This is a genomic window from Streptomyces sp. NBC_00461 (assembly GCF_036013935.1).
Classification (GTDB): domain Bacteria; phylum Actinomycetota; class Actinomycetes; order Streptomycetales; family Streptomycetaceae; genus Streptomyces.
Window position 1 is genome coordinate 7883605 of the sequence record NZ_CP107902.1, and the last position, 22931, is coordinate 7906535.

A 22931-nucleotide genomic window follows, 5' to 3' on the forward strand; every position below is an offset into this window, starting at 1 on the left:
GTACCGGCGCACCGGGCGTGCCGGCGCACCGTCAGGCTCCCGGAGTCACCCGTGAAGGCCGGCCCGAGCTCCGCGTCAGCGCATACCCGCCGACACCGGCGAGCGCGGCCAGCACACCGCCGATCGCCGTCCACACCCACCTGTCGGACCACCAGCCGGACGCCCAGCCGTCCTCGGGCTCGATGCCGGACAGCACGGCGGCCTGCGCCGAACCCCCGTCACCGTTCCCGGAGCCGGACGTCACCGCGATCCCGGGCACCAGCGGCTTCGCCAGTGAGCCGTCCACCGCCGCCGAGCCGCCGATGTCCTTGGAGTCGACCCGGACCGAGGCGCCGATCGGCTGACCGAGGTCGGCCGTCGCCAGGTTCACCGCCGTCAGCCGGAGGTAGTACGTGCCCGGCAGCGGGTCGTTGGCCCACGACTCCGACCAGGCGCGCACCGTGCGCAGGGTGCAGGCCAGCTCGACCGAGGTGGAGCCCTCGGCCACGGTGCGCGTCTGCGCCCCGTACTGACAGGCCTGGCGGCGGCGCAGGCCGTCGTACACATCGATCTGCCAGGTCTGGGGCGCGTGCGAATCCGGCAGCTTCACCGTCGCCTTGACGGTCGGGCGCTGTCCGGCGTCCGCGGGGAACGACCAGTACAGGTAGTCACCCGTGGACGCGCTCGCGGTCGCCTGCTGCCCCTGGTCGATCTCGGCCGCCGTGCGGAACGACGTGCCCGCGGTGGCAGGCGCCGAGCTGTCGCCCGACGCGCTCGGCGACGGGGAGGAGTCGGCGACGGCCGGCGAGACGGCCAGTCCGAACAGCAGCGCCGTAGCGCTCAACACACGTGTGATCCGCATCAGTTGGTCCTCCAGACCGCGACCCGCCAGCGCGACACCCAGCCCCAGACCAGACCCGCGAGGAAACCGACCAGCACCAGCAGGCCGAGCAGCCACCAGCCGCGACCGAGGCCGAAGGAGGCCACGTCGCCCGAGTGCGAGGGACCGTCCACGACGTCGACGGTCAGCTCCAGCGGCAGGCCAGGTGTGCTCTTCACACCGGAGGCCGCCGAGAATGAGTGGGTGACCTGGAGGCAGACCGTCTCGGCCGGCGCCTCGTCGTCGTCGCTGTCCGCCTTCGGATAGCGCAGACCCGTGGAGACCACGTCCGTGCGGCCGTTGCCCGCCGCCTCGCCGCGGACGATCTCACGGCCGTGCACGGTGACCGCTCTGAGCAGCACGCCGTAGTCAGGGTTGACCGCCCGGTCGGCCGCCACGCTCACCGAGGCCCGCAGCTCCTGGCCGGGGTTCACATCCACGCGGTAGAAGCGCCGCTGCCCGAACTCCTCGCGGTCGGTGTACAGACCGGACTTCAGCGTCGGCGCGTCCGCGCACTGCGCGGCACCCTCGGTGGCGACCGGCGTCACCACCGGGTCGGCCGCCCGGTCCACCAACTGGTTGACCTTGTCGGTGAGTTCGTCGGCGTGCTCGACCGAGGTGTACGTGCCGCCGGTCGCCTCCGCGATGCAGCTGAGCTGCTTGCGCATCTTCGTGTTCGGGACGAGGCCGAGCGTGTCGATGGTCATCCCGATGCCCTTGGCGGCGATCTCGCGGGCCACCTCGCACGGGTCGAGCGGGGCGCAGGTGTCCTCGCCGTCGCTGATCAACACGATCCGCTTGGAGCCGGCACCGCCGGCCAGGTCGTCGGCCGCCTTCAGCAGGGCCGGGCCGATCGGGGTCCAGCCGGTGGGCGAGAGGGTCGCCACCGCCGTCTTCGCCTCGGTGCGGTCCAGCGTGCTGACCGGGTAGAGCTGCGCGGTGTCCTTGCAGCCCGTCTTCTGGTCGTTGCCCGCGTAGTCGGCGCCCAGCGTGCGGATGCCGAGCTGGACCTCCTCGGGTGTCGCGTCGAGGACCTCGTTGAAGGCCTGCTTCGCGGCGGCCATCCGGGTGCCGCCGTCGATGTCCCGGGTCCGCATGGAACCACTGACATCGAGGACGAGGTCCACCTTCGACGTGGCCTCACCCGTGGGTTCACCGGCACTCGCCGCGGCCGGGAAGGCGACCCCGGCCGCCAGGGCGGCGAGCAGGGCGCACACTCCCGCCGCCAGCCGTTGTGTTCTGATCATCGGCGGATCCTATTGATCAGATGCGCCACGCTCCAAAACGAGCGTCAGCGGCCCTTCCACCGCAGAGGGTTGGGCAGCTCGGCCCACTGGTCCCCGGGCGTCCCCGGAGACATCCGCATCAGCGTCAGCGCCTTCGCGGGCAGCGGCTCATCGAGCAGCGCGACCAGGTCGGGGGTGCGCGGCAGATCCCGTACGGCACTCTCCAGTGCCCCGCGCAGGGCCCGCGCCGAACCCGCCGTCCCCGCGAGGGCGCCCGCCACCAGCGAACCGAACAGCTTGCGACGCAGCGCCGGCACGTCGTCCGTGACGATCCGTCCGGACAGATCCGGGACCGGGACGCCGTGCCGGGCCAGCCTCGCCGGGCTCACGCGGATGTCGGCGAGGTCGCGGTAGACCAGGCGCAGGGGGGCACCCGTCGCCGAGAGCACGACCAGGAGGTTCTGGCCGTGCGCCTCCAGGGCCACGCCCAGCTCCAGCAGGCGCAGGCCGACGGTGAGGGTGAGGCGGGTGAATTCGGCGAGCCAGGCCGGGGACTCGGGCAGCGCGGTGGTGGCGAGCGCGGCCACCGGCACCACCCGCTCGCCACGCTCCGTCGAGGCGTACGTCTGCGGCGACTCCCGCAACACGGCGGCGAGATCGGGCGAGTCGGCCGTGGCCGCCCCCAACGTCCGTGTGACGTGCAGCAGTCCGTCCGCACGGGCCGCCAGTGAATCCGCGAAGGCCGACAACGTCGCCGACAGCGAGATCGAGTAGACCGAGATGTCCCGCACCGAGGACGTCAGCCGGGCGCTCAGCGCGGTCTTGACGTGCGGCCCGCCGGGCACCGCGAGCGTGCGCAGGGACATCAACGGGTGCGCGGTGAGCACCTCGTCGCAGGTCCGCTTGAGCACATGCGCGGCCTGCCACGGATGCACCGGCAGCAACAGCCGCCCCCCGTCCCGCATGTCGTCCGGCCACACCCCGGTCACCAGGCACTCCTCCGCCCTGACCGGCAGCATCCCCAGCGCGACCAGCGGCCGGTGCTCGGGTCCGTAGGCGAACTGCTCGGCCACCGAGAACCCGGGCCGGGAACGGCAGCCAGGGTGGTACGGATGCCCGTCGACCACCCGCTGCTCCCATTCCCGGTCACACGCGGGCCATTCGTCCGTGTGACCCTCCTGCCCGGCCCGGGACAGCGCCAACGAGGCGACGCTGTGCGCGAGTTCGACCGCGAAGTCCACGCAGTGCGGCACGGCGAGGTCCGTCATCAGCCGCGCCGGATGCTCGTACGCCACACCGTCGAGGCGTACGACGGTCACGTACGCGGCGGTGGCGTACGGATCGGGGGCCGGCCCGTGCAGCCTCCGGCCGTCCCCGAGGCGCAGCGTCAGCCCCTCACGGCCTTGGTCCCGGTCCGTGATCCACGGCAGCGGCTCATGGGCGAGCGCTCGCCACAGCCGGGTCAGCACCGCGGCGCGGGCGCCCGGCAGCTCGGCCGCGTACCGTGTCAGCAGGGCCGGACGCACGGCGGCCAGCTCCTCGGCGACCTCGGCCTCTGCGGGGTGGGGACGGTGCACGGGCGGACTCCTCGGGTACGGGTAGGGCGTCACGAACCGGGGTGACGGCATACATACTGATCGTCTCCGCCCGAACGGACCTCAGGGAACGAGTGGATCGCGTGGACCTCATGCCCCCGCCCGCAGGCGGCGACGCCGACGCGTACGCGGCCGCGCCGCTCCTGAACTGCCTGCTGCGCGAGGTCGCGGAGCCCGTCGCGCTGCCCGGCACCCACCGCATCCACCGCACCTACCGGCTGCCCGGCGTCGACCGCCTGCTGCGGGTGCGCGGCGAACGGCGGCCGGGAGCGCCCGAGGTGTACACGGCGGGCCACTGGCACCCCATAGGCCACACAGAACTCGTCAAGCTCGTCGCCGAGGAGCTGCGCCGCCATACGGGCCTGTCCAACCACGAGCTGCCCGCCGAGATGATCGACAGCCGCGACGCGGTGGCCGCGCTCCTCGCAGCCCGCGCCCGGGCGACGGTCCCCGAGGACCCGTACCGGCGCTCCGAGCAGTCCCTCATCACCGGCCACCCCTACCACCCCGCCCCCAAGGCACGCGGCGGCGGTCCGGTGGCCGGCTGGCTGCCGTACGCCCCCGAGGCACACACCCGCTTCCCGCTGGTGCTGCTCGCGGTGCGCGCGGACACGGTCGTCGAGGAGGGCGACACCTCGGCGCTGGACACCCTGGGCGAGGCCCCGCCCGGCTACCGCGTGCTGCCCGCGCACCCCTGGCAGCTCGACCTCCTCGACCTCACGGAGGCCTTCGCCGACGGCCGCCTCGTCCGGCTCGGCACGACCGCCTTCGACACCTGGCCCACGGCCGCGGTCCGCACCCTGTACGCCCCCGAGCACGACCTGTTCCTGAAGTTCAGCCTCGATGTCCGCATCACCAACGACATCCGCCGACTGTGGCGCCACGACCTGCTGAAACTCGGCAGGACGGATACGGCGGTGACCGCGGCCTTCGCGGCGTCGAGCGGCCGGGCCGCCTGGCTGAGCGATCACGGCTACCGCACGGCGGACTTCGCGTTCGAGGAGCTCGCGGTCCTCGTCCGCGACGGACTGCACGGCCGGCTGCTGCCCGGCACGACCCCGCTGCTCTCCGCCGGTCTGGTGGAGGGGTTCGAGGGCAACCCCCTGGAGAGCGCCGCCGACCCGGCCGCCTGGTGGGAGGCGTACCTGAGGGCGGTCGTACCGCCCGCGCTGAGCGTCTTCGACCGCTACGGCGTCGTACTCGAAGCGCATCTGCAGAACACGCTGGTCGCGGTCGACGCCGGCGGCATGCCCGTGCAGGCGCTGTTCCGGGACGCCGAGGGCGTGAAGCTGGTGCCCGAGGTGTCCCGGGCCGACGGCTGGGAGCGGCTCGTCTACTGCCTGGTCGTCAACCACCTCACCGAGATCGCCGGTGCCCTGGCCGAACGCCACCCAGGCCTGGACCCCTGGCCCGCAGCCCGCCGCGAACTCGCCCGCCACGACCTCCCCGAGATCACCGGCCTGCTGACCTCACCGACTCTCCCCGGCAAGACGAACCTGCTGCTGCGCTGGACCGGCGCGGACGGCGCCGACGCCCGCTACCTGCCCCTGCCCAACCCACTGGCCGGCCCGGTCCCCGGCGACCCCACCTTCTACAGGTCGTAGTAGTCGGCCGGTAGGCCGGGAGATCGAGTGGGAAGGATTCGAAGGGTGCGCGACCGGAAGAGCGAAGAAGGTGGCGGGGTGACCGGCAGGAGGGCCCGCGGGGAGCTGGAGAGCGCCATTCTGGCCACCTTGTGGGCCGCGGACGAGCCGCTGACCGCACGGCAGGTCCAGGAACGGCTGTCCGGAGACCTCGCCTACACGACGGTGCTGACGATCCTGTCCCGCCTGCACGGCAAGGGCATGCTCCTACGCCACTCCGTGGGCCGCGGAAACGCCTTCGCACCCGTCCGGGACGAGGCGACCGAGACCGCAGTACGGATTCACAGCCTGCTGGAGCGCGGCTCGGACCGGGAGGCCGTGCTGTCCCGCTTCGTGTCCGAACTGTCGCAGGAGGACGAACAGTTGCTGCACCGCCTGCTGGGCAGGCACAACGCCGGGCGCGGCGACGACGGACCGTGAGCCGCGAGCCGTGACGATCAGCGTCTGCATCCCCCTCCTGGTCACCGCCGGCAGCCGGTACGACCGTCTCGGCGGCAGCGCCGGCCGGCGCACCCGCCGCTGAGACCAGCGACGGGTGCGGCCGACCCCGCTCGTTTCGCGGGGACTTCGTGCGCCGGGCTACGGCCGCTCGGTGGCCAGCAGTGCCGGGAACGCCTCGTGCAGGGCCTCGCGCCAGTCGCGGATCGGCTCGACCCGGGCGGCTGCCCAGCGGTCGTGGCCGAGGACGCTGTAGGTGGGTCGGGGGGCCGGGCGGACGTAGGTGGCGCTGGTGGTCGGGCGGACCCGCTCGGGGTCCGCGCCGAGCAGCCGGAAGATTTCCCGGGTGAGGCCGAACCAGGTGGTCTCGCCGCCGCTGGTGCCGTGGTAGATCCCGGCCGGGGCGGCACCGGTCAGCGCGGAGTGCCCGAGGCGGATCAGCCGGTCGGCGAGGTCGACGGTCCAGGTGGGCTGGCCGCGCTGGTCGTCGACCACGTCGAGGGTGTCCTTGACGCTCTCCAGCTTGATCATCGTACGGACGAAGTTGCCGCCGCCCGCGCCGTACAGCCATGCCGTGCGTACCACGTAGCCCGACTCGGGGAGTGCGGTGAGCACCGCCTGTTCGCCGGCCAGTTTGGTGCGGCCGTAGGCGCTCCGCGGAGCAGTGGGGGCGTCTTCGGCGTACGGAGAGGTGCCGTCGCCCGCGAACACGTAGTCCGTGGAGACCTGGAGCAGCCTGGTGCCGGTCTTGGCGCAGGCTGCCGCCAGGTTCCGGGTGCCGTCGCCATTGATCCGCAGAGCCTGGGTCTCTTGGCTTTCCGCGTCGTCGACGGCCGTCCAGGCGGCGCAGTTGATCACCACATCGGGCTGGTGCTCCGCGACGGCCGCGTACACCGCCTCCGGGTCCGTGATGTCGAGGTCTGCCCGGGTCAGGCCGACGCCGTGTTCGCCGTCGGCCGCCAGCCGGGCCAGGAGGTCCTTGCCGAGCATTCCGCCCGCACCGGTGATCAGCCAGGTGGTTGTCACAGTGCCGCACGCTCCTTGAGGGGTTCCCACCAGTCGCGGTTGTCGCGGTACCAGGTGACGGTCTCGGCGAGGCCGGTGGTGAAGTCCTTGCGGGGCTGGTAGCCGAGTTCGGTGCGGATCTTGGTGCAGTCCACGGAGTAGCGGCGGTCGTGGCCCTTGCGGTCGGCGACGTGTTCGACGCTGGTGTCCCAGTCGGCGCCGCAGGCCTCCAGGAGCAGCCCGGTGAGTTCCTTGTTGGACAGTTCGGTGCCGCCGCCGATGTTGTAGACCTCGCCGGGGCGGCCCTGGGTGCGGACCAGGTCGATGCCCTGGACGTGGTCGTCGATGTGCAGCCAGTCGCGGATGTTGCCGCCGTCGCCGTAGAGGGGGACCTTCCTGCCGTCCAGCAGGTTGGTGATGAACAGCGGGATGACCTTCTCGGGGAAGTGGTGGTGGCCGTAGTTGTTGGAGCAGCGGGTGACTCGTACGTCGAGGCCGTGGGTGCGGTGGTAGGACAGGGCGATCAGGTCGCTGGAGGCCTTGGCGGAGGAGTAGGGCGAGTTGGGCTGCAGCGGGTGGGTCTCCGGCCAGGAACCGGAGTCGATGGAGCCGTAGACCTCGTCGGTGGAGATGTGGACGAAGGTCTTGATGCCGGTGCGGTGTGCGGCGTCGATGAGGGTGTGGGTGCCGACCACGTTGGTGCGGACGAACTCGGCGCCGCCGTCGATGGAGCGGTCCACGTGCGACTCGGCGGCGAAGTGGACGACCTGGTCGTGTTCGGCCGTCAGTTTTCCGGCCAGTTGGGGGTCGCAGATGTCGCCCTGGACGAACGCGAAGCCGGGGTGGTCGCGTACCTGGTCGAGGTTGGCCGGGTTGCCGGCGTAGGTGAGCTTGTCCAGCACGGTGATCGCCACATCCCCCGGGCCCTGCGGGCCGAGCAGGGTGCGGACGTAGTGGGAGCCGATGAAACCGGCACCGCCGGTCACCAGGATTCTGGTTGTCATGAGGAGATCTGTACCTTGCTGTGGTCGCCGAGGACGAGCCGGTGGGCTGCGGGATTGCGGGGCGAGGGGGTGACCTCGACGTTTCGGCCGATGAGCGAGGTCTCCACACGCCGTACGCCGGTGATGGAGGAGTCGCGCAGCACGATGGAGTACTCGACCTCGCTGTCGTCGATCCGGCAGTTCTCGGAGATGGAGGTGAAGGGGCCGATGTACGAGTCGCTGATCACCGAGCCGGGGCCGATGACGGCGGGGCCGACGATGCGCGATCCGCGGACCTCGGCGCCGACGTCGATCCGCACACGGCCGACGATCTCGCTCGAATCGTCGACGGTGCCCTCGATGCAGGGCACGAGCGTTTCCAGAACGGAGCGGTTGACCTCCAGCATGTCGGCGACGTTCCCGGTGTCCTTCCAGTACCCGGAGATCGTCGTCGAGCGGACGTCCTTGCGCTGGTCGATCAGCCACTGGAGGGCGTGGGTGATCTCCAGCTCGCCGCGCCACGAGGGCTCGATGCTGCGGACGGCCTCGTGGATCGTGGGCGTGAAGAGATACACACCGACCAGCGCGAGATCGCTCTTGGGCTGTTTCGGCTTCTCCTCCAGGCCCTTGACGCGGCCGCTGTCGTCGAGCTCGGCGACACCGAACGACGTCGGGTTGGGGACCCGGGTCAACAGGATCTGAGCGTCGGGGCGTTCCGCACGGAATTCGTCGACGAGGCCGGTGATGCCGCCGACGATGAAGTTGTCGCCGAGGTACATCACGAAGTCGTCCTCGCCCAGGAACTCACGGGCGATGAGGACGGCGTGGGCCAGGCCCAGCGGCTGGTCCTGGGGGATGTAGGTGACGTTGATGCCGAGCTTCGAGCCGTCACCCACGGCTTCCCGGATCTCTTCGGCGGTGTCACCGACGATGATCCCGACCTCCGTGATGCCGGCATCGGCGATGGCCTCCAGTCCGTAGAACAGCACGGGCTTGTTGGCAACGGGCACCAGTTGCTTGGCCGATGTATGGGTTATCGGACGCAGGCGAGTGCCCGAGCCACCGGAGAGAACAAGAGCCTTCATTCGCGGCATGTTAGGTCCCGTCAAGACATCACTCCGTCTGCTCTGTCATAGTTCGCTGAATCATTGCGGATACTTTGTGATCTTTTGTATGTAAGATTCTGATTTGATATGACATGTAATGTGAGGGTTGTTGGCCGCGCATGCGCCCCCTTGGGGGTCGGTGAGAGGCTCACGGAGTCGGTCACCCGCTGTTTGGCCGGCGTACCGCTGACGGCCTCATCGCGGCCAACCGGCTCGCCGGTAAAGAGGGGTTTGCCGCCCGGGGGGTTCCTTCCTCGGCGGGCGGAGTGGGGCGGCTGCGCTCTACGTCATGTAGTAGGTTGAGTCGCTACGAGGCGGCCGCCGCACAGTCGCTCAGTAACGGAAAGTAACGGAGGCGGAAGAAGACTCGTGCCGATCAAGGTGAGCGTGGTGATCCCGGTCTACAACCCGGGTAGGTACATCGAGGACTGCATCGCCTCTCTTCTGCGTCAGAGCATGCCGGACGACGAGTACGAAGCGATCTTCGTGAACGACGGTTCCACCGACGGGACGCCCCAGCGCCTGGACCGGCTCGCTGCCGAGCACCCCCACATGCGCGTCATTCACCAGGAGGGGTCCGGGTGGTCGGGCAAGCCGCGCAACGTCGGTGTTGCCGCCGCCAAGGGTGAGTTCATCCAGTTCGTGGACAACGACGACTGGCTGGGCGACGACGCCCTTGAGCGCATGTACAACTACGGCGTGGAGAACAACGCCGACGTGATCGTGGGCAAGATGGCCGGAAAGGGCCGCCCGGTCCCGCGGGAGCTGTTCCGCGAGAACCGCCCGCACGCGAACGTCGAGAACGCCCCGCTGATCGACAGCCTCACCCCGCACAAGATGTTCCGCAAGGCGTTCCTGGACAAGCACAACCTCCGCTACATGGAGGGGCGCCGCCGCCTGGAGGACCACGTCTTCGTCACCGAGGCGTACCTGCGGGCCGAGAACGTCGCCGTTCTCAGCGACTACCTGTGCTACTACCACGTCAAGCGCGAGGACGCCTCCAACGCCGGCTTCCAACGCTTCGACCCGGTCGGCTACTTCAAGAACCTCCGTGAGGCCCTCGACGTCGTCGAGAAGCTCACCGAGCCCGGCCCGCTGCGCGACCGGCTCTTCCGCCGCTGGCTGCGCGTCGAGATGGTCGAGCGGATGCGCGGGCAGCGGCTGCTGAAGCTGCCCGTCGACTACCGCCGGGAGCTGTTCGACGAGATGCACAAGGTGGTCGTCGAACGCTTCGGCCCCGGTGTCGCCGCGGGCATGCAGCCCACGCAGCAGATCGTCGCCGGCCTGATCGCGGCCGACCGGCTCGCCGACATCGAGGAGTTCGCCAAGTGGGAGTCGGGGATCAAGCCCTCCGGCGTCCTGGAGAACCTCGGCTGGGAGAACGGCAAGCTGACGATCGGTTTCACCGCCGAGTACACGTCGGCCGGTGTGCCCATCACCTTCCGTGCCGACGGTGAGAAGGACCTGCTCGTTCCGTCGTTGCCCGAGACCAGCCTGGACGCCATCGCCCTGCTCGACGTGAACATCTCCGCCGCGCTGGCCGGCTCCAAGGTGGACCTCGTCGTGAGTGAGCGCGCGACGGCCGCGGAGTTCTTCCAGCCCGTCGAGTTCACGCGGGAGAGAGTCGCCGTGGAGGGCCGGGAGGGACACTTCCGGCAGGTGCTGCGCGCCACCGCGCAGGTCGACCCGCTGTCAGCGGCGAACGGCGCCGCATTGGACAGGGGAATCTGGGACGTCCACATCCGCATCACCTCATGCGGTTGGAGCAAGGGGGTCCGTCTCGGTTCCGTGCGCGGCGACGGGGCGGGGCGCGGGCTCGGTGCCGCCGTCGTCGGCTCCGCGGCTCACTCGGTCCTGCCGTACTGGACCGACCCGCACGGCAACCTCTCGCTGGACGTCGACCAGAAGACCAACAAGATCTCGTACGAGTTCGCCGGTCTCACCGCGGCCGACGTCAGTGTGACAACGGGCCGTGATTCCCTGACCGTTGCCCTGCCGTTCCACGTCCAGGGCGAGTGCATGGTAGGCCTGAAGCTCACGAACGTCGCGACCAGCCGTGCGGTCGACCTCCCCGCCACGCTGACCGCCCGCGGGACCGGCCGGGCCGAGCTGAGCGCCGGGCTTCCGCTCGGTGAGCTGGTGGACGGCCAGTGGCGGCTGGGGCTGATCCTGCCCTCGACCGGGGCCGGCAAGCCGGTCGATCTGCCTTGGGCACTGGATGTCTCCGCGAGTGGTGGTGCCGTGGTCAAACGCCTCGCTGCCTCCGCGAAGGTGCCTGGGTCACGCGGCCTCGCCTCTCGTCTTGTGAAGTCGACGTTCTTGCGCCGGGCGGCGGGCAGGCTCCGCCGGGCCCTGAAGAAGTAACCCAACCACGCGAATCAAGGATCAACACGTGCGACCACTTGGCATTGAGGGCGCTTGGGTGCTGGAGCCCAAGGTCTTCCCAGACGACCGCGGCAGCTTCCACGAGTGGTTCCGCGGCCCCGGGTTCCGCGAGGCGACCGGCCAGGACCTCAACCTGGCGCAGGCCAACTGCTCCGTTTCCAAGCGGGGCACCCTGCGCGGCATCCACTTCGCCGACGTTCCGCCGAGCCAGGCCAAGTACGTCAAGTGTGTGCGCGGTGCGGTCCTCGACGTCATTGTCGACATCCGTGTCGGCTCACCGACGTACAAGCAGTGGGAGGCGGTCCGGCTCGACGACCGGACCCACCACGCCGTCTACCTGTCCGAGGGCCTCGGCCACGCCTTCATCGCGCTGACGGACGACGCGACGGTGGTCTACCTCTGCTCCGAGGGTTACGCCCCTGAGCGCGAGCACGGCATCCACCCGCTGGATCCGGACCTCGCCATCGAGTGGCCGGCCGGCATCGAGCCGCTGCTGTCCCCGAAGGACGAGCAGGCGCCGACGCTCGCCGACGCGGCGGCCCAGGGCCTGCTCCCGGCGTATGAGGACTGCGTCGCCTACCGCAGGAACCTCCGCGGCGAATGACAGCGGCACAGGTGTGTGGATCTGTGGCGGGCCCTTTCGTGGAAACACCGAAGGGCCCGCCCGGGTCTTTATCCCTTTAGCGCCCTTTGGGGAACGCGGAAGGGGATATAGCCCTCCTCCTGGGTGACAGAAACACCACGGGCAAGGAAACCGGGGACTGAGTGGCATGGGTTTGACCAGCGAGACGACCGTGTACGTGATGGCGGCCCTGGCCGCCTTCTGTGTGGCGCTGTTGGTCTGGCTGTGGCCGCGACTCGCCAGGCAGGGGCTGTGGCAGGTGCTCGGACGGCTGGTGGCCGTTGGAATGACCCAGGTGACGATCATCGCGGCCTTGGGGTGCTGGATGAACTCGTCGTACCAGTTCTTCGGCTCGTGGAGCGAGCTCTTCGGCAACGTCGACACCGCTCCCGTCGGTGTGACGCAGGCGTCCGCCCACGACGGGGACGGGGCTGTGACCGACGTCTCCGCCAAAGGGCCGTTGGTGCAGCCAGGCGGCAATCAGCAGTTGAGCCGGGTCAGCGGACTGCCCTCCGGTCCCGCAGCGGTGAACGGGCGCGTCGAGTCCGTGAACGTCATCGGCCGCCGCACGGGCGTCGTCGACCCGGCCTTCGTCTACCTGCCGCCGCAGTACTTCCAGAAGGCGTACCAGAGGCAGCGTTTCCCGGTGATCGTCGCGCTCAGCGGCTACCCCGGCAGCATCTTCAACCTTGCGCAGCACCTGCGGGTGTCACAGACCGCCGGTGAGCTGCAGAAGAGCGGCCAGATGCAGCCGACCATCATGGTGATGATCCGGCCGACGATCGCCCCGCCGCGCGACACCGAGTGCGTGGACGTCCCAGGTGGACCGCAGACCGAGACCTTCCTGGCCAAGGACCTCCCGGACGCCCTGAAGTCCACCTACCGGGTGGGTCACGACGCCAGCGCCTGGGGCGTCATGGGCTACTCCTCCGGCGCCACCTGCGCCCTGCAACTGACGATGCGCAACCCGCACGTGTACACAACGGCCGGCGCCCTTTCGCCCGACTACAAGATCAAGGACGACGCCACGACCGGCAACCTCTTCGGCAGCGGGCTGGGGCGGGTCAACAGGGTCAACGGGCACGATCTGATGTGGCGGCTCAAGCACCTTGCCGTTCCCCAGGTCTCCGTCCTGGTCGCCGACAGCAAGCACGGCGAGAAGGGGTACCCGCAGACACTGGCCTTCATCAAGGCCGTCAAGGCACCGATGCGCGTCGTGTCGATCCTGCCGGACCAAGGCAGTCACAACTTCCCGACCTGGGTACGGGAGATGCCGGCCACCCTGAAGTGGATGAACCAGCAGCTGACCTTCCCCCAGGACGTCGTGCCCCGGCACCACCACAAGCCGGGCCACACGTCGGTGCGGGCCTCGGGCGCCGAACCCTCCGAGGCCGCCACCAAGCGCAGGTGACAGGAGGCCGCCACCGCTCGGTGCGACCCGCTAGAACACGGTGGGGGACGCGGGACGAAGTCTGGCGACGACCCGGTTGGCGGCCGTCTTCTGCAACAACCCGTAGGCGAGCACCGGCAGTAGCAGGTGGGGCTTGTCGGGCAGCGAGGTCGTGAGCAGTACCGCGCCGGCGCTGCCGTTGTTCATGTGTTGTTCATGCCGCAGGCCAGGGTCAGCGACGAGGCCACCGCGGCCTCCAGCCGCAGGAGGCGGGCGGCGAGACGGCCCAGTGCGAAGGACAGCAGGCACACCAGGGCGGCCACGGCGAGGGCGGCGGCGAACAGCAGTGGACGCGGCCTGGCGACGAAGGAGCCGAGCGCAGCGCTGGCGTTGACGTAGGTCAGGACCAGGGACCCGGCCAAGGCCGAGGGCACCGCGGCCCGCAGGAGACGGGCGTGCCACGACGGTGGCAGCACGAGCGCGCACACGAGGCCAGCGGCGCAGGGCAGGACGACGGTGGCGATGGACTGGCAGTGGGAGGCTGCGCCGAGGGACGGTTTCCACGTGCTGCGACACACCTATGCCTCGATCATGCTGGAGGCGGGAGAGTCCGTGGTGACGGTGGCGCGGTGGCTCGGGCACTCCTCGCCGGCGATCAACCTCGTTACTATGCTCACTTCATGCCTGAGGCCGGAGACCGGAAGCAAGGGGCGGACGGCCATTGACGGACTGCTGGGGAGGCAGGGAGATCTGCACGCCAGTCGAAACTCCCCGGATTCAGATTCTCCCCAGGGCTGACGACGGGTATTTCCCGCTGTTGGGCGCCTATGGTGGCTCCGTGGATTGCAAGGTTGAAGAGGTAGGTGACCCGAGCAAATGCTGAGGGAGGTCACCGCGGACCGATACATCGAGCCCCTGCGCTCCGGCGGCTCCGTGCCCGGAGTCGTCGAGGCCGACGACCTGGGCACGTACGTCGTGAAGTTCACCGGCTCCGCCCAGGGCCGCAAGGCGCTGGTCGCCGAGGTGGTCGTCGGCGAGCTGGCCCGCGCCCTCGGACTGCGCTTCCCCGAGCTGGTCCTCGTCCACTTCGACCCGGCGATCGCCGACAGCGAGCCCCACCAGGAGGTGCGGGAACTCCACAGCGCCAGCGCCGGAGTCAACCTCGGCATGGACTTCCTGCCGGGCGCCAAGGACTTCACCCCGGAGCTGGCGAAGAGCTTCCCGGTCGACCCGCTGGAGGCGGGCCGGATCGTCTGGCTCGACGCGCTGACGGTGAACGTGGACCGCACCGTCCACAGCTCGAACCTCATGGTCTGGCCCACGCTCGGCACCGTGCCGCCACGCCTGTGGCTGATCGACCACGGGGCCGCGCTCGTCTTCCACCACCGCTGGGACGGCGCGGATCCCGCCAAGCGGTACGACTTCCGGCATCACGCCCTCGGCCACTACGCCCCCGACGTGACAGCGGCCGACGCCGAACTGGCGGCGAAGGTGACGCGCGAGCTGCTGCGGGACATCGCGGCGGAGGTGCCCGACGCCTGGCTGGCCGGCGAGGAGGGCTTCGCGACCCCGGACGACGTCCGCTCCGCGTACGTGGACTACCTCCACGCGCGCGTGGAGGCCTCCGCGGCCTGGCTTCCCACAGACTTCCCCACCCGGGAGGAACTCGCCGCCGAGGAGGCCCTGCGCGCGGCGAGGACGGAGCAGGGCCGCCCGAAGTGGCTGAAGCGGGTCCCCGACCTGCACGGCGAACCGGCGGCGGAACAGGATTGGTCGGTGCACCTCGGATGAGTCCCGTCGTACAGATCGAGTACTGCACCCAGTGCCGCTGGCTGCCCCGCGCGGCCTGGCTGGCGCAGGAGCTGCTCACCACCTTCGAGACGGAGCTGACCGAGCTGTCGCTCAAGCCCGGCACCGGTGGCGTCTTCGTCGTGCGGGTCGACGACGAGGTGGTCTGGGACCGCCGCGAACAGGGCTTTCCCGAGCCGACGGCCGTGAAGCGCGCCGTACGCGACCGAGTGGCCCCGGAGAAATCCCTGGGCCACTCGGACAAGCCTGCGTCCTGACGGGTCAGCCCCTGAGCTGCTCGTACGCGGGCAGCGTCAGGAAGTCCGCGTAGTCGTCGTCGAGGGAGACCGTCAGCAGCAGGTCGTGGGCCTGCTGCCAGTGGCCGGCCGCGAAGGCCTCCTCGCCGATTTCCTTGCGGATGGTGTCGAGTTCCTCGGCGGCGATCTCGCGGGCCAGCTCCGGGGTGGCCTTCACTGTGCTGCCCGCGTGCTCGAACTCGACGCCCGCGTTGATCCACTGCCAGATCTGCGAGCGGGAGATCTCGGCGGTGGCGGCGTCCTCCATGAGGTTGAAGATGGCGACCGCGCCGAGGCCGCGCAACCAGGCCTCGATGTAGCGGATGCCCACCTGGACGGCGTTGACCAGGCCGTCGTACGTCGGCTTGGCGTCCAGGGAGTCGATCGCGATCAGGTCGGCGGCCTCGACGTGGACGTCCTCGCGCAGGCGGTCCTTCTGGTTCGGCCGGTCACCGAGGACCTTGTCGAAGGACTCCATGGCGATCGGGACCAGGTCGGGGTGGGCGACCCAGGAGCCGTCGAAACCGTCGCCGGCCTCGCGGTCCTTGTCGGCGCGGACCTTCTCGAAGGCCACCTTGTTGACCTCGGCGTCCCGGCGCGAGGGGATGAACGCCGCCATGCCGCCGATCGCGTGCGCGCCGCGCTTGTGGCAGGTGCGGACGAGGAGTTCGGTGTACGCCCGCATGAACGGGGCCGTCATCGTGACCAGGTTGCGGTCCGGCAGGACGAACTTGGCGCCGCCGTCACGGAAGTTCTTGACGATGGAGAACAGGTAGTCCCAGCGGCCCGCGTTCAACCCCGAGGCGTGGTCGCGGAGTTCGTAGAGGATCTCCTCCATCTCGTACGCGGCCGTGATCGTCTCGATCAGGACGGTCGCGCGGATGGTGCCCTGCGGGATGCCGACGTACTCCTGGGCGAAGACGAACACGTCGTTCCACAGGCGCGCTTCGAGGTGCGACTCCGTCTTCGGCAGGTAGAAGTACGGGCCCTTGCCCAGGTCGAGCAGGCGCTGGGCGTTGTGGAAGAAGTAGAGGCCGAAGTCGACGAGGGCGCCCGGGACCTGGGTGCCGTTCGCGTCGACCAGATGCCGCTCGCCGAGGTGCCAGCCGCGCGGGCGCATGACGACCGTGGCGAGTTCGCCGTCGGGGCGCAGGGCGTACGACTTGCCGGACCTCTCGTCCGTGAAGTCGATGCTGCGGGTGTACGCGTCGGCCAGGTTGACCTGACCGAGGACGACGTTCTCCCAGGTCGGCGCCGAGGCGTCCTCGAAGTCCGCGAGCCACACCTTGGCGCCCGAGTTGAGGGCGTTGATGGTCATCTTGCGGTCGGTGGGGCCGGTGATCTCGACCCGGCGGTCGTTCAGGGCCGCAGGGGAGGGGGCCACCCTCCAGGAGTCGTCCGCGCGGATCGCGGCCGTCTCGGGGAGGAAGTCGAGCGTGGAGGTGCGGGCGATCTCGGCGCGGCGCTCCGCTCGACGGGCGAGGAGCTCATCACGCCGGGGCGTGAACCGCCGGTGCAGCTCGGCCACGAAGGCGAGGGCCGGCTCGGTGAGGACCTCCTCCTGCCGCGGCAGGGGCTCGGCGTCGACGATGGCCAGCGGGGACGGCGCTGGTGCGGACATGAGCGGTCACTTCCTTCAGCGGTGGCACCGGGTGCCAGTCGAACCGGGTACGGCGAGAAACGCCCGTAGAGCGGTAGGGCGCTTCTGAACAGTGGATACTAGTTTCCTCATCGTGGAACTTCAATGGTTTGTTGATATCGAGATTCTCCGGGTCGAGGGAAGGTGGCGCTCGGTGCCACCCCGTTCACTCAAGGTGGAGGAGATCGGCCGTCGTGTCGATGTCGTACGGCTGCGCCACGTCCCCGCACTCGACGAGCGTGATCGCCGACTCGTGCGACTTGAGGTAGGCGCGGGCCCCGCGGTCCCCGGTCGCGGTCTCGGTGATGCCCGCCCAGTGGGCGCGGCCGAAGAGGACGGGATGGCCGCGTACGCCGTCGTAGGCGGCCGACACCAGTGAGGTCTCGTCCCGGTGTGCGGCCAGTACCCGCCCGACCGCCTCCGGCCCGATCCCCGGCTGGTCGACGAGGCAGACCACGGCGGCCGCGGCCCCCGTCCCGGCGAGCGAGTCCAGCCCGGCCCGCAACGAGGTACCCATGCCCTGCTCCCACTCCGGGTTCTCCACGAGCACGCACCCCTCCAGTTCCGCCCGCTCCCGTACGGCGTCGGCCAGCGCCCCCAGCACCACGTGGACGCGGGTGCAGCCGGCCGCGCGCAGCACGCCGACGGCATGCTCGACGAGCGGCCGTCCGCGGTGCTGAAGCAGTGCCTTGGGCCGCCCGCCGAGCCGCCGTCCGCCTCCCGCGGCGAGGACCAGCCCGGCCACCTGCTGTTCGTCATCCGTCATGCGTCCTGCTTACCTGACGCAGGGGCGAGTGCCCGGTTTCCGGGGGCTGAATTTCGGTCCGCACAGTGGCGCGCCCGGTATCGGGTGGCGTTTACTGACCCGCGTCCCCCGGCGCCCGACCAACGCCACGGGGGCGCATCGCGGGATCGCGAAGTGGCAGCGCACAAGGACGTGCCTGGGGGAGAGCTGTGTTGCGGAGCTTGGGGCAGAGGCCAGTGACCGGCAGCGACGAGGACCCGAGGGTGGCGGAACTGCGGACCGCGGTGTCCCGGTTGCGCCGCGAACTCGCCGCGCACCCGGCCGAGTTCCCCGACCGCGGCATCGCCGAGGACGAACTCGCCGCGCTCGCCGCGATGACGATCGACGGCGCCCCCGAAATCCCGCGTCTGCGCCGGTCGTTGCTACTGGTCGCCGGCGCGATCGGCTCCGTGAGCGCCTTGGCCCGGGGGCTGTCGGACGTACGCGACGCGGTGGACCTGTTCGCGCAGCCGCCGCGCCGCTGAAGGGTGACCGGACCGGTCGTGCTCAGACCTCGACCACCGGTTCGTGGCGGCCGCTGTGCATGTCCTCGCCGAGGGCGTACACGGCGTCGAGGCGCTCCCGCCTCCGTGTGCGCACCGCACCCCGGACGGAGCGGGCGGGCCGCGCGGTCCGGCTAGGTCGCCGATCCCGAGCTCGCCAGTGCCTCCGAAAGTTCCGACGCCACCTGCTGCAGCACCGGCACGATCTTGTCCGTCGCCGCCTCCGTGACCCGGCCCGCGGGTCCCGAGATCGAAATGGCGGCGGCGGTGGGGGAGTTGGGCACCGAGACCGCGAGGCAGCGGACGCCGATCTCCTGCTCGTTGTCGTCGATCGCGTAGCCGGCCCGGCGTACGTCCGCGAGGGCTGCCAGGAAGCCCTCCGGAGTGGTGATCGTCTTCTCCGTCGCGGCGGGCATGCCGGTGCGGGAGAGCAGAGCGCGCACCTCGTCGTCCGGGGTGTTGGCGAGCAGCGCCTTGCCGACGCCCGTGGAGTGCGGCAGGACGCGTCGGCCGACCTCGGTGAACATGCGCATCGAGTGCTTGGACGGCACCTGGGCGACGTACACGATCTCGTCGCCGTCGAGCAGCGCCATGTTCGCCGTCTCCCCGGTCTCCTCGACCAGGCGGGCCAGATAGGGGCGCGCCCAGGTGCCCAACAGGCGGGCGGCGGACTCGCCGAGGCGGATCAGCCGCGGGCCGAGCGCATACCGGCGGTTGGCCTGCTGGCGGACGTATCCGCAGGCCACGAGGGTGCGCATCAGGCGGTGGATGGTGGGCAGTGGCAGGCCGCTGCTCGCGGAGAGTTCGCTCAGCCCGACCTCGCCACCCGCATCGGCCATCCGCTCGAGCAGATCGAAGGCGCGCTCAAGGGACTGGACCCCGCCGCCGTTGGATTTGGCGGAGTCGGTGGTGCTGGCGCTGGACGTCGGCACGGCGCGTTCCTTTCGGGCTGGCGGGAAGGGCTGAAGCCTACCCGGCAGTCGGTTGACTCCCTGCTTGTGCGTAACTACATTCTGCTTGCCGGAATTCTAATTCCGTCTTGTGGAAACGTCCAGAGTGGGCGCAGGGGGTGCACTGTGGAGAAGTGTGCCCTTGACGGCACGGAAGCGGGAGTGAAGACTCCTTCAACAGAAAGTTGAATTCCGTTACGCGGAAGTAAACGCGACGGCGGTACTCCGCGGCGGCTGAGAGGGGTTCGGGTGTCCGACGTAGAACTGGTGCTGCGCTCGACGCGCGTCATCACGCCCGAGGGGACGCGTCCCGCCACGGTCGCGGTCGCGGGCGGCAGGATCACGGCCGTACTCCCGCACGACGCCGAGATACCCGCCGGCGCCCGCCTGGAGGACTTCGGCGACGACGTCCTGCTGCCCGGCCTGGTCGACACGCACGTGCACGTCAACGACCCCGGTCGCACCGAGTGGGAGGGCTTCTGGACCGCCACGCGCGCGGCCGCGGCCGGCGGCATCACCACCCTCGTCGACATGCCCCTCAACTCCCTCCCGCCCACGACGACGGTCGACAACCTCCGCACCAAGCGGGACGTCGCCGCCGAGAAGGCGCACATCGACGTCGGCTTCTGGGGCGGCGCGCTGCCCGACAACGTCAAGGACCTGCGCCCGCTGCACGAGTCCGGTGTCTTCGGCTTCAAGGCGTTCCTGTCGCCGTCGGGCGTGGACGAGTTCCCGCACCTGGACCAGGACCGGCTCGCCCAGTCCCTGGCCGAGATCGCCTCCTTCGGCGGCCTGCTGATCGTGCACGCCGAGGACCCGCACCACCTGGACGCGGCCCCGCAGCACGGCGGCCCGAAGTACGCCGACTTCCTGGCGTCCCGGCCGCGCGACGCCGAGGACACGGCGATCGCCCAGCTGATCGCCCAGGCGAAGCGTCTCGACGCCCGCGTGCACGTCCTGCACCTCTCCTCCTCCGACGCGCTCCCGCTGATCGCCGAGGCCAGGGCGGAGGGTGTCCGCGTCACCGTCGAGACCTGTCCGCACTACCTCACGCTCACCGCCGAGGAAGTCCCGGACGGCGCAAGCGAGTTCAAGTGCTGCCCGCCCATCCGGGAGGCGGCCAACCAGGACCTGCTGTGGCAGGCACTGGCGGACGGCACCATCGACTGCGTGGTCACCGACCACTCGCCGTCCACGGCCGACCTCAAGACGGACGACTTCGCCACCGCGTGGGGCGGTATCTCGGGCCTCCAGCTGAGCCTGGCCGCGGTGTGGACCGAGGCCCGCAGGCGCGGCCACGGCCTGGAGGACGTGGTCCGCTGGATGTCCACGCACACGGCGGAACTCGTCGGCCTGGACACTCGCAAGGGCGCCATCGAGGCGGGTCGGGACGCCGACTTCGCGGTCCTCGCGCCCGACGAGACGTTCACCGTGGACCCGGCGGCCCTCCAGCACAGAAACCGCGTCACGGCCTACGCGGGCAAGACCCTGTACGGCGTGGTGAAGTCGACCTGGCTGCGCGGCGAACGCATCGTGGCGGACGGCGAGTTCACCGAACCCAGGGGCCGGCTCCTCACCCGCACCCCCTGACTCCCTCCCGTACCCGCAGCGGTCAACTCCCGAAAGGCACACACCTCGTGACGGCGCATCAGCAATCAGGACTGACTCGTTTCACCGGAGACGCGAACCCCTTCGGAGGCGGTGACCCGTACGCGGACTACCGCACCGCCGACTTCCCCTTCACCCAGTACGCCAACCTCGCCGACCGGCAGCTGGGCGCCGGTGTCATCGCCGCCAACGACGAGTTCTTCGCCCAGCGCGAGAACCTGCTGGTGCCCGAGCCGGCCCACTTCGACCCCGAGCACTTCGGGCACAAGGGCAAGATCATGGACGGCTGGGAGACGCGGCGCCGCCGTGGCGCCTCGGCCGACCACCCGTGGCCGACGGCCGAGGACCACGACTGGGCGCTGGTCCGCCTCGGTGCCGCCGGCGTGATCCGCGGGATCGTCGTCGACACGGCCCACTTCCGCGGCAACTACCCGCAGGCCGTGTCGGTCGAGGGCACGTCGGTGCCGGGCTCCCCGTCGCCGGAGGAACTCCTCGGGGACGACGTGAAGTGGACGACCCTGGTCCCGCGCACCCCGGTCGGCGGCCATGCGGCCAACGGCTTCGCCGTGTCGGTCGAGCAGCGCTTCACCCACCTGCGCGTCAGCCAGCACCCCGACGGCGGCATCGCGCGACTGCGCGTGCACGGCGAGGTCGTCCCGGACCCGAACTGGCTGGAGACGCTGGGTACTTTCGACGTCGTGGCCCTGGAGAACGGCGGCCAGGTCGAGGACGCCTCCAACCTCTTCTACTCCCCGGCCACGAACACCATCCAGCCGGGCCGCTCCCGCAAGATGGACGACGGCTGGGAGACCCGCCGCCGCCGCGACCAGGGCAACGACTGGATCCGCTACCGCCTCACGGCCCAGTCCCTCATCCGCGCCATCGAGATCGACACGGCGTACCTGAAGGGCAACAGCGCGGGCTGGGCGTCCGTGTCGCTGCAGGACGGCGAGAGCGGCGAGTGGACGGAGATCCTCCCCCGCACCCGCCTCCAGCCCGACACCAACCACCGCTTCGTCCTCCCGGCCCCGGCCGTCGGCACCCACGCGCGCGTGGACATCTACCCCGACGGCGGCATCTCCCGCCTGCGGCTGTTCGGTTCGGTGACGGAGCAGGGCGCGTCAGGCCTGGCGGCCAGGCACCAGGAACTGGGCGGCTGACGCAGCTGCCCCTTCCTCCTTCAGCCCGTCCGGTGTTTGAGGACGAGGCCGTTCAGGCCGAAGCGGGGGTCCGGGGGCGGCAGCCCCCAGGGACGGGACGGGCAGGGGCGGCGGGGGCGAGAAACCCCCGCCGGCGTCACGCCGCGAACCCACCGTCCACGGCGAACTCTGCCCCCGTGACGTACTCGGCCCCCGCCAGATGCACCACCATCGCCGCAACCTCCTCCGCCGTCCCGAACCGCCCCAGCGCGGTCATCGCAGCCTGATCCGCCGCATACGGCCCACCCGCCGGGTTCATGTCCGTGTCGATCGGCCCCGGATGCACGATGTTCGCGGTGATCCCCCGCCCGCCCAACTCCCGCGCGAGCGCCTTCGTCAACCCGATCAGCGCCGCCTTGCTCGTCGCGTACAGCGTCCCGCCCGGCCCCGGCACCCGCTGCGTCATACACGTGCCGATGGTCACGATCCGCCCGCCGGGCGGCATCCGCGTCGCCGCCGCCTGCGAGGTCAGGAACACACCGCGCACGTTCACCGCCAGCACCCGGTCGACGTCGGCGAGCGAGAGGCCCTCCACAGGCCCCAGCACTCCCACCCCCGCGTTGTTCACCAGTACATCGAGCCCGCCCAGCGCCTGCGCCGTACGCTCCACCGCGCCCCCGGCCTCCTCCGCGTCCGCGGAGTCCGCGCGCAGGGCCACCGCCCGCCGTCCCAGCGCCTCGATCCGCCGTACGACCTCCTCGGCCGCCTCCTTGCCGTGCACGTAGGTGACGGCCACGTCCGCGCCCTCCCGGGCGAGCCGCAGCGCGATGGCCGCGCCGATACCGCGGCTGCCGCCGGTGACCAGGGCATTCTTGCCGTGCAGGGTTGTGCGATGCGTTGTCATGGGTCCATCCCAGCGCCGACCGCACCGCGCCGCTGGCGGCGAACGGACACCGAGTTCGAGTGACCGGA

The 22931-nt window shown here is 70.5% G+C and carries 20 protein-coding genes and 2 pseudogenes; 10 read left to right on the plus strand and 12 right to left on the minus strand.

Features of this window, described 5'->3' with window-relative positions; genetic code table 11:
* Positions 1 to 31: 31 nt before the first annotated feature.
* From OG870_RS36530 to OG870_RS36540, 3 genes are read right to left on the minus strand one after another with little or no spacing between them, the layout of a single operon-like run.
* Entirely contained in the window at positions 32 to 841 is an 810-nt protein-coding gene (locus tag OG870_RS36530) for a hypothetical protein (RefSeq protein WP_327691908.1), read from the minus strand.
* Positions 841 to 2106, minus strand: coding sequence for a VWA domain-containing protein (locus OG870_RS36535; protein WP_327691909.1), 1266 nt, complete (start codon positions 2104 to 2106; stop codon positions 841 to 843). Before OG870_RS36535 ends, OG870_RS36530 begins: the two co-directional genes overlap by 1 nt.
* Before the next feature lie 44 nt (positions 2107 to 2150).
* Positions 2151 to 3662 (minus strand): IucA/IucC family protein, encoded by a 1512-nt coding sequence (locus OG870_RS36540; protein WP_327691910.1) that lies wholly within the window; start codon positions 3660 to 3662, stop codon positions 2151 to 2153.
* 110 nt (positions 3663 to 3772) lie between these two features.
* On the opposite strand from OG870_RS36540, the gene OG870_RS36545 reads away from it, so the two are divergent.
* Together OG870_RS36545 and OG870_RS36550 are read left to right on the plus strand one after the other, a co-directional pair.
* On the plus strand, positions 3773 to 5284 hold the full coding sequence (locus OG870_RS36545; protein ID WP_327691911.1) for an IucA/IucC family protein: 1512 nt from the start codon (positions 3773 to 3775) through the stop codon (positions 5282 to 5284).
* A 78-nt stretch (positions 5285 to 5362) separates the two neighbouring features.
* Entirely contained in the window at positions 5363 to 5743 is a 381-nt protein-coding gene (locus OG870_RS36550) for a BlaI/MecI/CopY family transcriptional regulator (RefSeq protein WP_327691912.1), read from the plus strand.
* Between the two features lie 159 nt (positions 5744 to 5902).
* Here the strand turns inward: OG870_RS36550 and rfbD are convergent, their stop codons facing one another.
* Genes rfbD through OG870_RS36565 form a run of 3 tightly spaced genes read right to left on the minus strand, consistent with a single transcriptional unit; the run spans position 5903 to position 8834 of the window.
* Positions 5903 to 6751, minus strand: coding sequence for a dTDP-4-dehydrorhamnose reductase (gene rfbD, locus OG870_RS36555; protein WP_405626951.1), 849 nt, complete (start codon positions 6749 to 6751; stop codon positions 5903 to 5905).
* Positions 6752 to 6783: 32 nt separating this feature from the next.
* Positions 6784 to 7770: a dTDP-glucose 4,6-dehydratase gene (gene rfbB, locus OG870_RS36560; RefSeq protein ID WP_266524925.1), complete on the minus strand. Its 987-nt coding sequence runs from the start codon at positions 7768 to 7770 to the stop codon at positions 6784 to 6786.
* Positions 7767 to 8834, minus strand: coding sequence for a glucose-1-phosphate thymidylyltransferase (locus OG870_RS36565; protein ID WP_266845192.1), 1068 nt, complete (start codon positions 8832 to 8834; stop codon positions 7767 to 7769). Before OG870_RS36565 ends, rfbB begins: the two co-directional genes overlap by 4 nt.
* Before the next feature lie 390 nt (positions 8835 to 9224).
* On the opposite strand from OG870_RS36565, the gene OG870_RS36570 reads away from it, so the two are divergent.
* The 3 genes from OG870_RS36570 (at position 9225) to OG870_RS36580 (ending at position 13273) form a co-directional block, all read left to right on the plus strand.
* Positions 9225 to 11219 carry a glycosyltransferase gene (locus OG870_RS36570; RefSeq protein WP_327691914.1) on the plus strand — a complete coding sequence of 665 codons (1995 nt, stop codon included), beginning with the start codon at positions 9225 to 9227 and terminating at the stop codon, positions 11217 to 11219.
* 28 nt (positions 11220 to 11247) lie between these two features.
* Positions 11248 to 11844: a dTDP-4-dehydrorhamnose 3,5-epimerase gene (rfbC, locus tag OG870_RS36575; RefSeq protein WP_266524931.1), complete on the plus strand. Its 597-nt coding sequence runs from the start codon at positions 11248 to 11250 to the stop codon at positions 11842 to 11844.
* A gap of 166 nt (positions 11845 to 12010) precedes the next feature.
* Positions 12011 to 13273: an alpha/beta hydrolase gene (locus OG870_RS36580; RefSeq protein WP_266524932.1), complete on the plus strand. Its 1263-nt coding sequence runs from the start codon at positions 12011 to 12013 to the stop codon at positions 13271 to 13273.
* A gap of 30 nt (positions 13274 to 13303) precedes the next feature.
* Here OG870_RS36580 and OG870_RS36585 read toward each other — a convergent pair.
* Positions 13304 to 13779 (minus strand): annotated as a pseudogene (locus tag OG870_RS36585) (sodium-dependent transporter); the annotation flags it as partial.
* Positions 13780 to 14128: 349 nt separating this feature from the next.
* On the opposite strand from OG870_RS36585, the gene OG870_RS36590 reads away from it, so the two are divergent.
* Positions 14129 to 15043 carry a HipA family kinase gene (locus OG870_RS36590; protein WP_266524934.1) on the plus strand — a complete coding sequence of 305 codons (915 nt, stop codon included), beginning with the start codon at positions 14129 to 14131 and terminating at the stop codon, positions 15041 to 15043.
* Entirely contained in the window at positions 15040 to 15318 is a 279-nt protein-coding gene (locus OG870_RS36595; protein ID WP_266524936.1) for a SelT/SelW/SelH family protein, read from the plus strand. The genes OG870_RS36590 and OG870_RS36595 overlap by 4 nt, the downstream gene beginning before the upstream one ends.
* Positions 15319 to 15322: 4 nt before the next feature.
* Here OG870_RS36595 and aceB read toward each other — a convergent pair whose 3' ends face one another.
* Positions 15323 to 16957, minus strand: a complete 1635-nt coding sequence (gene aceB / locus OG870_RS36600; protein ID WP_327691915.1) for a malate synthase A — start codon at positions 16955 to 16957, stop codon at positions 15323 to 15325.
* Positions 16958 to 17141: 184 nt separating this feature from the next.
* Positions 17142 to 17741, minus strand: a complete 600-nt coding sequence (locus OG870_RS36605) for a nucleotidyltransferase family protein (protein ID WP_327691916.1) — start codon at positions 17739 to 17741, stop codon at positions 17142 to 17144.
* 215 nt (positions 17742 to 17956) lie between these two features.
* Between OG870_RS36605 and OG870_RS36610 the strand changes: the two genes are divergently transcribed.
* The gene (locus OG870_RS36610) at positions 17957 to 18244 is read left to right on the plus strand and encodes a DUF5955 family protein (protein WP_266524942.1); all 288 of its coding nucleotides are present in this window, start codon (positions 17957 to 17959) and stop codon (positions 18242 to 18244) included.
* Positions 18245 to 18396: 152 nt separating this feature from the next.
* On the opposite strand, the gene OG870_RS36615 is transcribed toward OG870_RS36610, so the two are convergent.
* A complete protein-coding gene (locus OG870_RS36615) occupies positions 18397 to 19194 on the minus strand; it encodes an IclR family transcriptional regulator (protein ID WP_266524944.1) in 798 nt (265 codons plus the stop codon).
* A gap of 267 nt (positions 19195 to 19461) precedes the next feature.
* On the opposite strand from OG870_RS36615, the gene allB reads away from it, so the two are divergent.
* Together allB and alc are read left to right on the plus strand one after the other, a co-directional pair.
* Positions 19462 to 20802 (plus strand): allantoinase AllB, encoded by a 1341-nt coding sequence (allB, locus tag OG870_RS36620; protein ID WP_266524946.1) that lies wholly within the window; start codon positions 19462 to 19464, stop codon positions 20800 to 20802.
* Positions 20803 to 20849: 47 nt separating this feature from the next.
* Positions 20850 to 21980, plus strand: a complete 1131-nt coding sequence (gene alc, locus OG870_RS36625; RefSeq protein ID WP_327691917.1) for an allantoicase — start codon at positions 20850 to 20852, stop codon at positions 21978 to 21980.
* Here the strand turns inward: alc and OG870_RS48290 are convergent.
* Both OG870_RS48290 and OG870_RS36630 read right to left on the minus strand, forming a co-directional pair.
* A pseudogene (locus OG870_RS48290) lies at positions 21966 to 22118 on the minus strand (cobyrinate a,c-diamide synthase); the annotation flags it as partial. The gene alc and the pseudogene OG870_RS48290 sit on opposite strands and share 15 nt — an antisense overlap.
* Positions 22117 to 22863, minus strand: coding sequence for a 3-oxoacyl-ACP reductase family protein (locus OG870_RS36630; protein WP_266524950.1), 747 nt, complete (start codon positions 22861 to 22863; stop codon positions 22117 to 22119). The gene OG870_RS36630 and the pseudogene OG870_RS48290, both read right to left, overlap by 2 nt.
* Between the last annotated feature and the right edge of the window lie 68 nt (positions 22864 to 22931).

Bases quoted from the DNA above. Each gene is read 5' to 3' on its own strand.
- OG870_RS36530 (WP_327691908.1), bottom strand. From the start codon at position 841: ATGCGGATCACACGTGTGTTGAGCGCTACGGCGCTGCTGTTCGGACTG.
- OG870_RS36535 (WP_327691909.1), bottom strand. From the start codon at position 2,106: ATGATCAGAACACAACGGCTGGCGGCGGGAGTGTGCGCCCTGCTCGCC.
- OG870_RS36545 (WP_327691911.1), top strand. From the start codon at position 3,773: ATGCCCCCGCCCGCAGGCGGCGACGCCGACGCGTACGCGGCCGCGCCG.
- rfbD (WP_405626951.1), bottom strand. From the start codon at position 6,751: ATGCTCGGCAAGGACCTCCTGGCCCGGCTGGCGGCCGACGGCGAACAC.
- rfbB (WP_266524925.1), bottom strand. From the start codon at position 7,770: ATGACAACCAGAATCCTGGTGACCGGCGGTGCCGGTTTCATCGGCTCC.
- OG870_RS36565 (WP_266845192.1), bottom strand. From the start codon at position 8,834: ATGAAGGCTCTTGTTCTCTCCGGTGGCTCGGGCACTCGCCTGCGTCCG.
- OG870_RS36580 (WP_266524932.1), top strand. From the start codon at position 12,011: ATGGGTTTGACCAGCGAGACGACCGTGTACGTGATGGCGGCCCTGGCC.
- OG870_RS36590 (WP_266524934.1), top strand. From the start codon at position 14,129: ATGCTGAGGGAGGTCACCGCGGACCGATACATCGAGCCCCTGCGCTCC.
- OG870_RS36595 (WP_266524936.1), top strand. From the start codon at position 15,040: ATGAGTCCCGTCGTACAGATCGAGTACTGCACCCAGTGCCGCTGGCTG.
- aceB (WP_327691915.1), bottom strand. From the start codon at position 16,957: ATGTCCGCACCAGCGCCGTCCCCGCTGGCCATCGTCGACGCCGAGCCC.
- OG870_RS36605 (WP_327691916.1), bottom strand. From the start codon at position 17,741: ATGACGGATGACGAACAGCAGGTGGCCGGGCTGGTCCTCGCCGCGGGA.
- OG870_RS36630 (WP_266524950.1), bottom strand. From the start codon at position 22,863: ATGACAACGCATCGCACAACCCTGCACGGCAAGAATGCCCTGGTCACC.